This is a genomic window from Sphaerothrix gracilis Ecp01 (assembly GCF_030405905.1).
Classification (GTDB): Bacteria; Cyanobacteriota; Cyanobacteriia; order Phormidesmidales; family Phormidesmidaceae; genus Sphaerothrix; species Sphaerothrix gracilis.
In genome coordinates this window covers 151,792-164,950 of sequence record NZ_JASATW010000006.1, presented here as the reverse complement: position 1 = coordinate 164,950, position 13,159 = coordinate 151,792, and the positions used below count along the sequence as shown (strand labels likewise).

Annotated in this window: 13 protein-coding genes; 9 read left to right on the top strand and 4 right to left on the bottom strand. The window is 51.1% G+C overall.

Annotation, left to right across the window (positions count from 1 at the left end):
* The first annotated feature begins 2 nt into the window (after positions 1 to 2).
* Entirely contained in the window at positions 3 to 935 is a 933-nt protein-coding gene (locus QJQ48_RS08580; protein WP_346290803.1) for a glycosyltransferase family 2 protein, read from the top strand.
* A gap of 9 nt (positions 936 to 944) precedes the next feature.
* On the top strand, positions 945 to 1,841 hold the full coding sequence (locus tag QJQ48_RS08575) for a glycosyltransferase family 2 protein (protein ID WP_346290802.1): 897 nt from the start codon (positions 945 to 947) through the stop codon (positions 1,839 to 1,841).
* A gap of 59 nt (positions 1,842 to 1,900) precedes the next feature.
* Here QJQ48_RS08575 and QJQ48_RS08570 read toward each other — a convergent pair whose 3' ends face one another.
* Positions 1,901 to 2,683 carry an FkbM family methyltransferase gene (locus QJQ48_RS08570; RefSeq protein WP_346290801.1) on the bottom strand — a complete coding sequence of 261 codons (783 nt, stop codon included), beginning with the start codon at positions 2,681 to 2,683 and terminating at the stop codon, positions 1,901 to 1,903.
* Positions 2,684 to 2,727: 44 nt separating this feature from the next.
* Between QJQ48_RS08570 and QJQ48_RS08565 the strand changes: the two genes are divergently transcribed.
* Genes QJQ48_RS08565 through QJQ48_RS08555 form a run of 3 tightly spaced genes read left to right on the top strand, consistent with a single transcriptional unit; the run spans position 2,728 to position 5,257 of the window.
* On the top strand, positions 2,728 to 3,975 hold the full coding sequence (locus tag QJQ48_RS08565; protein WP_346290800.1) for a glycosyltransferase family 4 protein: 1,248 nt from the start codon (positions 2,728 to 2,730) through the stop codon (positions 3,973 to 3,975).
* 24 nt (positions 3,976 to 3,999) lie between these two features.
* Entirely contained in the window at positions 4,000 to 4,548 is a 549-nt protein-coding gene (locus tag QJQ48_RS08560; RefSeq protein ID WP_346290799.1) for a plasmid pRiA4b ORF-3 family protein, read from the top strand.
* 52 nt (positions 4,549 to 4,600) lie between these two features.
* Positions 4,601 to 5,257: a class I SAM-dependent methyltransferase gene (locus tag QJQ48_RS08555; protein ID WP_346290798.1), complete on the top strand. Its 657-nt coding sequence runs from the start codon at positions 4,601 to 4,603 to the stop codon at positions 5,255 to 5,257.
* Here the strand turns inward: QJQ48_RS08555 and QJQ48_RS08550 are convergent.
* The 3 genes from QJQ48_RS08550 to QJQ48_RS08540 all read right to left on the bottom strand — a co-directional run bounded on the left by QJQ48_RS08550 (position 5,254) and on the right by QJQ48_RS08540 (position 9,376).
* A complete protein-coding gene (locus QJQ48_RS08550) occupies positions 5,254 to 6,294 on the bottom strand; it encodes a pentapeptide repeat-containing protein (RefSeq protein WP_346290797.1) in 1,041 nt (346 codons plus the stop codon). The genes QJQ48_RS08555 and QJQ48_RS08550 overlap by 4 nt on opposite strands.
* Positions 6,295 to 6,434: 140 nt before the next feature.
* The gene (locus tag QJQ48_RS08545; RefSeq protein ID WP_428843034.1) at positions 6,435 to 7,400 is read right to left on the bottom strand and encodes a DUF6999 family protein; all 966 of its coding nucleotides are present in this window, start codon (positions 7,398 to 7,400) and stop codon (positions 6,435 to 6,437) included.
* Entirely contained in the window at positions 7,400 to 9,376 is a 1,977-nt protein-coding gene (locus tag QJQ48_RS08540; protein ID WP_346290796.1) for a 3-oxoacyl-[acyl-carrier-protein] synthase III C-terminal domain-containing protein, read from the bottom strand. The genes QJQ48_RS08545 and QJQ48_RS08540 overlap by 1 nt, the downstream gene beginning before the upstream one ends.
* A gap of 172 nt (positions 9,377 to 9,548) precedes the next feature.
* On the opposite strand from QJQ48_RS08540, the gene QJQ48_RS08535 reads away from it, so the two are divergent.
* The 4 genes from QJQ48_RS08535 to QJQ48_RS08520 all read left to right on the top strand — a co-directional run bounded on the left by QJQ48_RS08535 (position 9,549) and on the right by QJQ48_RS08520 (position 13,124).
* The gene (locus tag QJQ48_RS08535; protein WP_346290795.1) at positions 9,549 to 9,839 is read left to right on the top strand and encodes a hypothetical protein; all 291 of its coding nucleotides are present in this window, start codon (positions 9,549 to 9,551) and stop codon (positions 9,837 to 9,839) included.
* Between the two features lie 369 nt (positions 9,840 to 10,208).
* Positions 10,209 to 11,291: a GDP-mannose 4,6-dehydratase gene (gene gmd, locus QJQ48_RS08530; protein WP_346290794.1), complete on the top strand. Its 1,083-nt coding sequence runs from the start codon at positions 10,209 to 10,211 to the stop codon at positions 11,289 to 11,291.
* Between the two features lie 182 nt (positions 11,292 to 11,473).
* Positions 11,474 to 12,430: a GDP-L-fucose synthase family protein gene (locus QJQ48_RS08525; protein WP_346290793.1), complete on the top strand. Its 957-nt coding sequence runs from the start codon at positions 11,474 to 11,476 to the stop codon at positions 12,428 to 12,430.
* Between the two features lie 160 nt (positions 12,431 to 12,590).
* Complete coding sequence (locus QJQ48_RS08520; RefSeq protein WP_346290792.1) at positions 12,591 to 13,124, top strand: DUF2996 domain-containing protein; 534 nt, start codon at positions 12,591 to 12,593, stop codon at positions 13,122 to 13,124.
* The last annotated feature ends 35 nt before the right edge of the window (positions 13,125 to 13,159 follow it).

Genomic DNA, 13,159 nt, shown 5'->3' with positions numbered 1-13,159 from the left:
AAGTGGAAGAATTAGAAACGATCAACGGTAACATTTCTATTAAAGTCAGTATCATTATCCCCTGTTTTAACTGTGCAGAGACTGTTGCCAATACTATTTCTAGCCTGATTTCACAGGACCTTGCAGGCAACTTTGAAATTATCGTCGTAGACAACAACTCTACGGATAATTCCCGCGAGGTTGTTGCTACCTTTGAGCAAGTTCGCTCAGTCATAGAAGACGAAATTCAAAACGCCGCCGCCACTCGCAATCAGGGAATTGCTCAGGCAGCAGGTGAAATTATTGCCTTCACTGACGCCGACTGCGTACCCAGACAAAACTGGCTAACACAAGGCATCAAAGCGCTGCAAACATCTCAAGCCGACTTTATAGGGGGGCGAGTTGTGGTAGAACCCCTAACGCCTCAAAGTTCTACCGCAGAGATGCTAGATACCCTCTACAGCTTCAGTCAGAAGAACCTGATTAAAAACTACAGAGCGGCTATGACAGGCAATTTGATGATTAAAAAAAGCGCCATCACCAAAATCGGCTGGTTTGATGAAACTCTCAATGAGCTTGAAGACATTGACCTGGGAATGCGTCTCAGCGCCGCAGGCTTTGCGATCGCCTATGCTCCTGACTGCATCGTTAGCCATCCGCCTCGCACAACCGCCCAGCAAGTCTGGCACAAGTCTAAGCGCAGCGGTCATGGCGGTTTTTGGCTATGTCAGAAAAATGCGGCCTGGGCAGGCAGATGGGGCTGGAAGCATCCGCTAAGAATTATCAGAAACTTTTTATCGCCGCGAGGGTTTGATTGGCACAGCCTTCCTTTTGATTCAGTTCAGCTAAGTCTGACTCAACGAATCAAAATTCGTTTCTATTCTTGGTTTTTGCTGAATTTACCTGAATCTTTAGGGTATCTTGAGGCGTGGATAAAATTTGTGTTTAAGTCATAAATTTCAGGTATGTCTAAAGTTGCTGCCGTTGTTGTTACTTTTAATCGCAAAGCACTGCTAATTCGCTGCTTAGAACTCCTGCAACAGCAGACGAGAACTGTCGATAAAATTATAGTTATTGACAACGCTTCTAGCGACGGCACGCCTGACTTATTGCAAGACAAAGGCTATCTTGATAATTCGCAAATTGACTATGTCCGACTGCCCGCAAATACAGGTGGAGCAGGCGGATTCCATGAAGGCATGAAGCGGGCTCACACAGCAGGTTATGACTGGCTCTGGCTGATGGATGACGATGGCTATCCTGCACCGAACTGTTTAGAGAAGCTGCTGACAGTTAGCGATCGCTTTGAGGTCATCGGCTCCACCGTGCTTTCGACTGAGGATGCTAGTAAGCTGGCGTTGAAGTTACGTATTCTTGACGCTCACGGAAACTTTGCTATTCGTCAGTATATTCAAACTTATGAGCAGCTCCTAGCTGCCGCCCCAGGAGGTATTTATTCTGGATTTGCTAACTTTTTCAACGGCGTTCTGATTAATAAAGAGATTGTTGAGCAAATTGGCTACGTCCAAAAAGAGCTATTTATTTGGGGTGACGAATACGAATACTTTATTCGTATCAAACAGACAAACTATAAAATCGCTACCAAATCAGATGCTTTTTACTACCATCCAGAATCTTTGTTCAAATTCACGGAGATAAAGCACTATCACTATTTCAGAAACCTGTTTTACATTTATCGGCAGTATGCCGACTCAATGTACTCTGGTAAAGCCAAGTATCTGTATCCTTTCTATACGTTGATCACCTGTCTGCGATCGCTGCCCTCTTACTCTCCGCAGTACCTTAAAAAAATATTAACTGCTATTTTTTGGGCAACTCAGGGACAGCTTCAGTCTTTTTGAGTAAGCTGATAGCTAGGTCTTTTGTTTAGGATTCTAGCTCTGCACTGAGTGCGACCATTTTAATCTTGATTAATCTGACAGTATAGATGTCCTGTTAGCGGTGGATCAGGCATATCTGCTGTCACCTTTCGATCAGATTCAATGTGGTGAATAGAATAGCCTTTCTGGATCAAGGGATAGATCAGGTTTTGCCAGTATTGAGTCCGCTCCGCTGTCATCAAAAAGCCGTGTAGCTCAATGAATAGCTCCGGCCGAGTTTGGCTAAGAAGCTGTTCCATGCCTTTGAGAATATTCGGTTCAAACCCTTCTACATCGAGTTTGACAAAGTCCGGCAGCGGTAGCTTGTGAACTTCTCGCTGGTGATCAAGCGTGTCAACAGGCACTTCAACCTGCTGTGCCTGATTGTCTTGATGCTGTGTCTGCTGAACTTCGGTATGTAAACTGCCAGAACCTGCTTCTACACTGCTAAACATCAGCTTTAGCTGACCTGGTGCGTCTCCTAAAGCAATGTGAATCACCTGAACGTTGGCAAACTGATTGAGAGCAACGTTCTCTAGAACTCGTTCGTAGTTAACAGGATTTGCTTCAAAAGTATAGACTTTGCCGCTTTTGCCGACAGAGCGGGCAAAAAATAGGGTGAAAACCCCCTCAAATGCCCCAATGTCGTATACGATTTTGTCGGTCAGGTCGAGCTGCTGCAGAAAAGCATCTTCAGCAGAAACGGCTTGGCGACCCGGAATAAAACCTAGTCCCCCCTTGCGTTTCAGACCTTTTGCCAGCCCTCGCTGAATGGTGTAAGTGTAATTTTTCAGCAAAGGACGAATCCACAATAGTCGGTTCATGAGACTAAAGCCTGAAATCTTAGGGCTGAAGCAAGTGTAAGTAATTGCCCGCTCGCACTAATGTCAGAAATGCGCGACGCGATCAAGTTATCTTCCAGCTTACCCAACTCATGCACCTGCTCTACACCCTCACGGCCTATCCGCCTGCCCTCGGCGGCGCTCAGATTCACCATCATCTGCTGGCCCAGCAGATGCAGCAGCGGGGATATAGTTCACAGGCTGTCTGCCACTGGGATACGAATCGCACCGACTGGCTGTTGGGAACAACGCTGAGAGCACCTACTCAGCCCCATCACTACACAATTGACGGCATTCCAGTCCATCGTCTGGGGTTTTCTTGGAGAGAAAAGCTGCGTTTGGCTCCCTGGCTGCCGCTTTACTATCCCCTGATGTTCCTGGCGCTGCCGCCGATCGCCAACCGCATTGCTAATCATTTAGACCCCTATGCTCGGTCAGCCGACCTGATTCACAATGTCCGTATGGGGCGTGAGGGCATTAGCTACGCCAGCCTGCGGGCGGCCCGGCAGCACAATATTCCCTTCGTCTTTACTCCCGTTCACCATCCCCGCTGGGTCGGCTGGCGCTACCAGGCTTATATCAATCTCTACCGCCAAGCCGACGCGGTCATTGCGCTGACGCCGACGGAGAAAAGAACCCTGATTGAGCTAGGTGTAGCGGCTGAGAAGGTTCACATCACCGGGATTGGTCCAGTCTTAGCACCGCAGGCTGAGGGCGATCGCTTTCGCAAGCAGCGCCATATCAGCGGCCCAATGGTGCTGTTCTTGGGGCAGCATTATGAGTACAAAGGCTACCAGCAGCTTCTGGCAGCCACTAGTCAGGTATGGCAACAGTTTCCAGAGACCCATTTTGTCTTCATTGGCCCAGCCATCCGTCAGTCGGAGCAGGTGTTTGAGCCGTTTTCAGACCCGCGAATCCACCGTCTAGGCACAGTCTCGCTGCAGCAGAAGACAGATGCTCTAGCGGCCTGTAATCTACTCTGTGTGCCCTCGACTCAGGAAAGCTTTGGCGGCATTTACACCGAAGCTTGGCATTTTGCTAAGCCCGTGATTGGCGGCAAGATTGCGGCGATCGCAGACGTGATCGACGAAGGGCAAAACGGCTTTTTAGTGCAGCAGGAACCGGGGGCGATCGCTGAGCGCATCTGCTATCTATTGCGATACCCTGCTCAAGCTGAGGCTTTGGGCAAAGCGGGACAGCAAAAAGTCAAAGCCTGCTATAGCTGGTCGCAGCTAGCGGAAAAGACGATGGCAGCTTACCATGCAGTGATTTAGAACTCGCTTTTTACTCAAAGACACGTGCAGTCAACTCAGATCTATCAGCTCCTAATCACCCTAACCGATAGCGACCCGGCCATTTGGCGGCGCTGTCAGGTCGAGGCTAGCTGTTCCCTAGCGCAGCTCCACCTGATTTTGCAGGCGGTGATGGGTTGGCAAAATGCGCACCTGCACGAGTTTAGAATTGACGGCGATCGCTACGGCCCGCCGAGTCTGACCAACGACGAGGCCATTCAGGACGAGCAGGCTATTGGCCTAAATCAGCTTAGCCTGCCAGCAAAGGGCCAGTTCACCTATTTCTATGACTTTGGCGACGGCTGGCTGCATCAGGTTTTAGTTGAAGCAGTTTTATCCCCTGAGCAGCAGCAGACCTATCCTGTTTGCTTGGCGGGCGAGCAGGCCTGTCCGCCGGAAAATAGCGGCGGCATCTGGGGCTATGAGGAACTGCTAGAGCGGCTTAGTGACCCCGAAGATCCTGACTATATGGATCTCTGGGACTGGGTCGGTGGTGATTTCGATCCCAATGCTTTTGACCTAACGGCTGCAAACCAGAGGCTACAGTCTGCTTAACATTTCTAAATTTTCTACACTAGAGAGTAGTTGTTTACTCCCCTAATCACCTATGCTGCTCACCCCAGAACAGCGCTATAAGCTTGACCCCTCCAGCGATACCAGCTTTTACGAAATACCTCGCTTTGTTACCCACGTTGATGACAGCTTTATCCAGCAGCTTACCGATCTCTACCGCGATCGCCTGCAGCCTCAGACCCGCATTCTCGACTTAATGAGTAGCTGGGTCTCGCACCTGCCAGACGACCTCACTTTCGAGCGGGTAGACGGTCACGGCCTCAATGCTGAGGAACTGGCTAAAAATCCCCGGCTAGATCACTACTTCGTCCAAAACCTCAACGAGAACCAGCATCTACCGTTTGCAGACCAGTCGTTTGACGCAGTGCTCAATACGGTTTCGGTACAGTACCTGCAATACCCCGAAAAAGTCTTCGCTGAGATCTACCGCATTCTCAAGCCCGGTGGAATTGCCATTGTCAGCTTTTCTAACCGCATGTTTTACCAGAAGGCGATCGCGGCTTGGCGCGACAACAGCGAAACGGGACGAGTTGAGCTAGTCAAGCGCTATTTCCGGTCAGTGTCGGGATTCAGTACCCCTGAGGTCGTTGAGCGAGCCTCTACCCTGCCCAGTTTTTTGCAAATGCTGGGAGTTGGCGGCGGCGATCCCTTCTATGCAGTGATTGCTGAACGGACAGAGCCGCTGACCTAATCATGTCGGCTCCCATCTGGCATCGTTGCCCCTTTCAGGCGTGCCCCTATCAGATTCGCTTCTGATAGGTTGGTGTCGCTGAGATTGGCATAGCGCAGGTCAGCGTCGGTTAGATTAGCACCTCTGAGATTAGCCATACTGAGATTGGCCCGTTTGAGGCTGGCATCACTCAGGTCAGCCCCGCTCAGCATGGCCTCACGCAAATCGGTTTCAGCTAAGTTGGCCTGGGTTAAGTTGGCCTGATGCAAATTAGCGCTGATTAAGTTGCCGCCAAACAGAACAGCCCCGGCTAAATTGGCATTGCGAAGGTTCGCCATGCAGAGATTGGCGATACTGAGGTTAGCCCAGTGCAGATCAGCATCGCACAGCGTCGCGCCTACTAAATTGGCTAGGGCAAAGCTGCCCAAGCTAAAGTTGGCCTGATGGGCGATCGCATCCTGAAAGTTGGCCTGAATGCAGTGAGCCTCCCGAAAATCAGCTCGGTTTAAGTTAGCCTGCTTTAGATTCGCTCCCTGAAAGTCGGCAGTATAAAATATGCCGTCTGTCAGATCAGCCTGTTGCAGATTGCTCTCGCTGAAGTTCGCCATACAGCCATCCGCACCTCGTAATCGACTTTGGTGAAGATCGGTGCCTCGCAGGCTAGCCTCTCTCAGGTTAACAGCCGTTAAATCGGTCATTGACAGTACGGCAACATCCAGCCGCGCCCACTGTAAATTGGCTCGCTCCAAACAGGCTTCTCGCAGGTCTGCCCCAATTAGATTTGCGGCAGTTAAGTCTGCCTGAGTCAAATCTGCGGTGTAGAGCAGGGCTTCTTTGAAGTTAGCCCAGCGCAAATCTGTGTTCCGTAGATTCACCATGCAGCAGTCTGCCTGACTCAGATTGATCTGTCTCAAATCCGCCTGAGCCAGAACGACTTCTCTCAGATCAAGCGGCCTCTGAACCGTGATCTTGGGGGAGACATCTTGCGCCTGCGATCGCCAATCGTTCCACTCAGCGACTCCTTGTTTAAGGAGGCTGAGATACTGCTGCTTCATCATGGTATTTGCCTGTCTATCCCTGAGAATGGCCGCAAGTAACCTGCTGGCACCTTTCTCAGATTGCCCATCTTGCTAGGCAAAAGACCGTGTTTTTACGCCATCTAGGTTGCAAAAGATACGTCGTTTCTCGGATGAAGTGCCTATGGCTGAGCGGGCTGCATTGGTGTCTGATGGCAAGGAACGCTCTGGGTCAGCGGGTGAGCTGACACTTCTTTTTGTATTTCGAGGTAGCGATGGAGATACTCGGTCGTAATGCCATGCAGCAGCAAGTCGCGAGCTGCGGTAAAGGGGCTGTTGGGAGCTAGGGGATGGCGATTAGAAATGACGTGGTTCCAGCGATAGTCATCAGTTAGGGCGCTGATGTAGCAGCCAAAGTTTTCGTCTAGCTGCAGCGATAGCACCGCTCGCTCAAACTCTTCACTGGTGAGGCAAAGCGAATAAAAAACCTTGAATAGCTCAATTGCCGATTCTAAATCCAGCAGCCGATGCCAGCGCGGGGTAAAGTCAATGTTGGTTTCTACAGGCTGAATGCTGTCATAGCAAAGCCCTCGCGCTTTTACCTGTTCCAACCAGTGGGGACTCTCCTGCTGCGCCCGGTGGAAATCATAGACAAAGTTATAGAGAATCAGATCGTGCTCTAGGAAGGCATTGTCGGCCAGATCGTCTACCGTCTTGGGGTAAAGGCGCGATCGCTCGATGGCCGGATCTGGCCCATTGTCAATTAGAAAATTGATAATGTTAGACCCTAGCCCAATGTGGCGCACAATCAAATAGCAGGCTGCTGGCGACACCCAGGTTTTGAGAAACCAAGCTGCCGAGCGATGCATCAGCCCGTAGGTGTGGAACTCAAACGGCAATAACCGCTTCACGGTAAGAATCAACCCTAGCAGCATATTGGCAATCAGCCGAATTGGCCACAGCAGATAGATGCGGCTGCTGCTTTTAAGATCGCCAATCATATGTGCCTTTGCTACCGGATCCACCGGGATAGCCTGATCGAGATACAGTACGTCCCACATATTGGGGTTAGCACGATCGTAAGGCTGACAGCGGTAGATCTGCTCGGAGACAGCCGCCTCAGTCATAACTTTTTCAGACGGTGACATCACTCAATTTCCTCCAGTTGCAGTAAGTACAGTCGAGCCGTAACCTGAGCCGTTTTGACAATGCGCTGGGCGATCGCTGGCGTCATCCAGTCAGCCTGCAGAATAGAGTCTATTTTGCCAATATGAGACTCATCGTTATCGCTGTGGTAAGCCAAAAACGACACCTGTTCCCGGCTGAGTCTTAGGCTTTGCTGAATCTGCTCTGCCCACTTGCCCGCTAGGCGATTGCCCAATCCCTCAATGATGAACATGCTGCCGACTAAATCAATCGGATTCTCCTGGGAGGCGCGGTGAAAGATAAACGCTGACAGCGCTTCGCTACCGATATTTTTCTCGGCTGCTACAATTTCGGCCAAATCTCCACCAACGGACACATAATTGCGCTCCAGCATTTGAAAATCTCGGTGTTCGTCTTGAGCATGACCAATAAAGAGCGATCGCAGCCGAAAGTCCGTCATGTTTGAGGCTGCCCGCGCAATCCAGCGCGCCCCCTCCACCACCTGAGGCCGCAGGTTGCGTAACAGTGCCTGATAGTCCGCCAGGGTAAACTCTCCTCGGTTCAGCCGCCGCACAATCGGCACTGCCTGCAGCCGCCGCTCGAAGTCTAGCCAGGTGAGGGTGAGGTCGCGGAGGAGGTGAGGTGGAGGCGGGGCAGGTAAAGAAGGTGAGGAAGGGGAGAAAAGTGAGTCAGTCGGGAGATCAGTTGAGGGTTTGGTGGTGATTGATGGCTCCGCATTCAGATTACAGTCCACTGAAGCCAAAGCTTGTCTTTCCCCCCCATAGACACTACTCTCTCCCTCCTCCCCGCGTCTCCGCGTCTCCGCGTCTTCCCATTGCCCTTTCTCCCCACCTTCCACCACCGTCAGCATCATATACGCCGTCGTAAATCGCCCGCTCTCAGGGACAAAGCAGAAAATCTGCTGACCAGGCTGGAGTTTGCCAGAGTGGAATAGTTCCTCCAGCATCAGGTAGATTGAAGCGCAGCCGGTGTTGCCACGGGTGTAGAGATTGGTGAACCATTTCTCCTCCGGCACCATGCAGTTAGCTTTCTCTAACAGTTCCACAATCTGACTGCGGAAAAAGTGAGAGGAGTAGTGGCACAGAAGCCAGTCAATCTGATCCGGCTGCACTCGGCCTAGATCAATCAGCCGCAGCCAGCCCTCGACTCCTAGCTTGATCACATTGTCCAGCAGGCGAATATTTTGCCGCAGGTTGATTGCTCCGGCCTGAGCAGCGGCGCTGTAAGTGGGATAGTCCATCCAGCTTTGAGTTGCCGTGTCATCGGCAGTGCCGGCATACATGCAGACCGGGTAAGCGCTGGCATGGGAAATTAGCTCAATCCACTCAATTTTGAGGCTAAGGCCCTTGGCGTTAGGGCGATCGCGGAGAATTAAAGCTCCTGCCCCATCGGAAAGCATCCACCGCAAAAACTCAGTGTCAAAGGCCAGCGGCTTACCGGCCTGCACCGCTGTCTGGGCCTCAAACTGAGTATGCTTGAACAGGCGGGAGGCCAGTTCAGAGGCCACAGCGATCGCGTTGCGTCTCTGTCCCAGCGCTATTTGAGACGCGGCGTAGTTCAAAGCGGCAATTCCCGCACAGCAGACTCCCTGGTGAGAGGTCGCTTCCAGGGACGGTAGTTCAGCCAGTTCGCCGTGTACCATACTGGCAAACCCTGGCACCAGTAGATCCGGCCAAGTTGTAGCGGCGCAGAGCAGATCAAAAGCAGCAGGCTCTAAATCCGAATGGGATAGAGCGTCCCGAATGGCGATCGCCGCCATCTGATGATTGAGATGGGTGGGATTTTGTTGGCGATCGAGGGCATAGTAGCGCTGCTGAATGCCGTTACTCTTGAGGATGCGGTGCTTTACCTTGGACGCCTTGCCGTTGACCCTGCCAAGATAGTCTTCTATTTCCTCGTTGCCTCGTGCCTGATTGGGCAAGCACTGACCGATTTGAGTGATATAAGCGCCATGCATAAAAATTTACCTGCTGAAAATAGCGGTTCTTTTATGCCCAACTCTAGGTAGATTTTCGCGGACAGTGACAGTTGCTGTGACAGTTTGGCTAATGACCCTGAGTCAGCTGAGAATTTGTTAATCTCAAAAATATCGCTCCAGGTTCAGTCGCACAGGGTTGACGTTTCTAGCTATGTCTTTTCTGTCTTTACTCTTCGCAATTGTCATTCTGGTTAGCGTTTACTTTTGGCTAACGCGATCGCGTCGCTCCCGCGCCTATCGCCCTAGACGACAGCCACCGCGTCCCGCTTCTCAAACAGCCGTGGGGCGGCAGACTCAGCGAGAACTGCTGCGTTTAACTAACGGCAATCAGGCGGTGGCTTTGCGACTGGTGGACCGGGTCAAAATGCAAAATCCAGGGCGCTCAGAGCAGTGGTGCTGGGAGAAAGCGATTTATGATATCCAGCGCGATCGCCGGGCTTGAGGGAAGTGGCTAGTGGCTGGGTACCCTTGAGTTTATCCGTCTTTACTATTGACGGATAACTTCTTAAATCTGGAACTGACAGCTTATACAAGACGTTCAGCACCAGATTTTTGCTCTTCAAGCAAGACACTTTAGGAAGAAATTTGATGCAGTCTTAGTAGACAAAACATCGTTTCTTGATAAAGCATCTAGGAATCCGATGTACCTTGTGAAAAGGTTTGGGTGATTTCTCTGATGAAACAGGAGTCCTTAAGCAACACTACGTTGGCAATAGTTATATTCCCAGTGTAGTTGGGGCTGTTTATCTGAGTGAATATAGGAAAAAAGGCTAGCCAATTACGCCTAGAAAGTACAAGGGAATCTTAGAAAATGACGCAAGTGAAGCGCGCACTGATCACAGGTATTACAGGTCAAGACGGTTCTTATCTGTCTGAACTACTCTTAGAAAAAGGCTACGAAGTACACGGTATTATTCGTCGAACTTCGACCTTTAATACCGATCGAATTGATCACATTTACCAAGATCCTCACAGCGAAGGGGCCAAACTGTTTCTGCACTATGGCGATCTGACTGATGGCACCATGATGCGCCGTATTCTAGAACAGGTACAGCCTGCTGAGGTCTACAATCTGGGTGCTCAGTCGCACGTACGAGTTAGTTTTGACTCGCCTGAATATACGGTTGATTCTGTGGCGATGGGTGCTCTGCGCCTGCTGGAAGCGATTCGAGATTACCAGCAGCGTACAGGGCTGGAAGTTCGCTACTACCAGGCGGGTTCTTCCGAAATGTACGGCAAGGTGCAGGATGTACCTCAGAAAGAAACCACGCCGTTTTATCCCCGCAGTCCCTATGCCTGCGCTAAGGTTTACGCTCACTGGCAAACCCTGAACTACCGCGAATCTTACGATCTCTTTGCCTGCAACGGTATCCTGTTCAACCATGAGTCTCCCCGCCGGGGCGAAACCTTCGTCACCCGCAAAATCACGCGCGCGATCGCGCGCATTGTTGCTGGTAAGCAGAAGCAGCTCTATCTCGGCAACCTAGATTCCAAGCGAGACTGGGGCTATGCCAAAGACTATGTCAGAGCTATGTGGCTAATGCTGCAGCAAGAGCAGCCCGATGACTACGTGATTGCCACGGGCGAAACCTACTCAGTCAAAGAGTTTTTAGAAATTGCCTTTGAGCACGTCAATCTCAACTGGGAAGACTACGTGGCTTTCGACCCTCGCTATCTGCGTCCAGCTGAAGTAGATCTGCTGATTGGCGATCCGAGCAAAGCTAAGTCGAAGCTGGGTTGGGAGCCTAGCATCACCTTTGAAGGACTGACTAAGCTCATGGTGGAGGCTGACCTGGAAGCCATTGGTATTCCAGTCAAGCGAGAAGACAACGGTAACGGCAGCATCATCGACATCGCCACCATCCGCCGTGATGTGGCCGGCATTCTCTCCTAAGCCAAGTAGATGTCTTTGCTGATAGATGACTGGGCCTGGAAATATCACAAACCGCATGTTCAAGCTTGCATTGTGCCGTTTCCGGGTCTTTTCTTTAACAGGTGTTTCTAACTCCCTGCCCTCAGACTCAACCCTAGAGGCTTTTTCCTTATCTCGCAGTTGTATCTTGACTTTTTAAGCTGATGAGCACTTTAGATTTAACGAACAAGCGCATTCTCGTAACAGGCGGAGCCGGATTTTTAGGTAAACAGGTTATTGCTCAGCTCACCGCAGCAGGCGCAGACCCCCAAAAAATTACCGTGCCGCGATCGCGCGATTGCGATCTGCGCCAGTGGGAGAGCTGTCAGCAAGCCGCAGCTCAGCAGGATGTCATTATTCACTTAGCGGCTCATGTCGGCGGCATTGGCCTCAATCGGGAAAAGCCAGCCGAGCTGTTCTACGACAACCTAATGATGGGAGCGCAGCTAATTCACGCGGCTTACGAAGCGGGCGTCCAGAAATTTGTCTGTGTCGGCACTATCTGTGCCTACCCCAAATTTACCCCCGTTCCTTTCAAAGAGGACGATCTGTGGAGCGGCTATCCCGAAGAAACCAATGCGCCCTACGGCATTGCTAAAAAGGCACTGCTGGTACAGCTACAGGCCTATCGCCAGCAGTATGATTTTGATGGTATCTATCTGCTGCCTGTCAATCTCTACGGCCCTGAAGACAATTTTGATCCGCGCAGTTCCCATGTGATTCCAGCCCTGATTCACAAAGTCCATGAAGCTCAGCTCCGAGGCGAAAAGAGCCTAGCCGTTTGGGGAGATGGTAGTCCCACCCGTGAGTTCCTATACTCCGAAGACGCGGCTCGCGGCATTGTTATGGCGACCCAATCCTACAGCGATTCTGAACCTGTCAACCTGGGAACTGGCTATGAAATTTCCATCCGCGACCTAGTCTACCTAATCTGCGAGGTAATGGAATTTGAGGGCGAGGTCGTCTGGCAAACTGAGCAGCCCAACGGTCAGCCGCGCCGCTGCCTAGACACGCAACGGGCTAAAGCAGCCTTCGGGTTTGAAGCCCAGACAGACTTTAAGGAAGGACTGAAGCAAACGGTCACCTGGTATCGCCAACAAGCAGTTCCTCAGGCCGCCTAGATTAAAAATCTCGCTTTGGGCTGGTAAATGACTCAACAGAGCTGTCTGTTAGAGTCATTTGCCTTTAGAATCTATACAAGTGCAGCGGCATGTCAGTTGGGCGATCGCCCGTATTTGCAGACGTGCCGATTGCCTTGCAGAGTTAACCCCGATTGTGCTTATGGCAGAAGAGCAGAAGTCTACAGAACAGTCATCCGCAAACAACGCTGACGACAAAAAGCAGTCAGAACAGTCGCAGCCTTCTGCTAAGACTTCCGGTAGTGCCGGAAAATCAGCTCAGGGAGGGGCTAAATCCAAAGCGAAGAAAGAAAAGCCACCCGCCCCTGAGGATAAGCCTTTTCAAGACTTTATTCAGCAAGACTATCTGCCCCAACTCAAAGAAGCGCTGGCGCAGGAGGGGCTGGATGATTTGACCTTGGACTTTGAAAAGCGCAAGCTGGAAATTCTCAACCAAAAAGATGTCTCCGACTGCTGGCAGGTGATTGGCCGCTGGTATCAAGGGCAGCGCCAGTTTAATGTCGCTTTCTTGAAAGAAGACATTAAGGGGCCAAAGATTTTCTCTTATGCTGACGGTGGCGGCCAGCCGAGTACGGTTGAGCAGTTCATGGGAGATGAGCGCCGAGTCAACCTCGACCTGATGGTGCTATACGTTATTCAACGTTTGAATGCGCAGAAGTGGCTGACTCGTAATTAGGCTCATAGGTTGACACAGCCGCTCCAAATTTAACT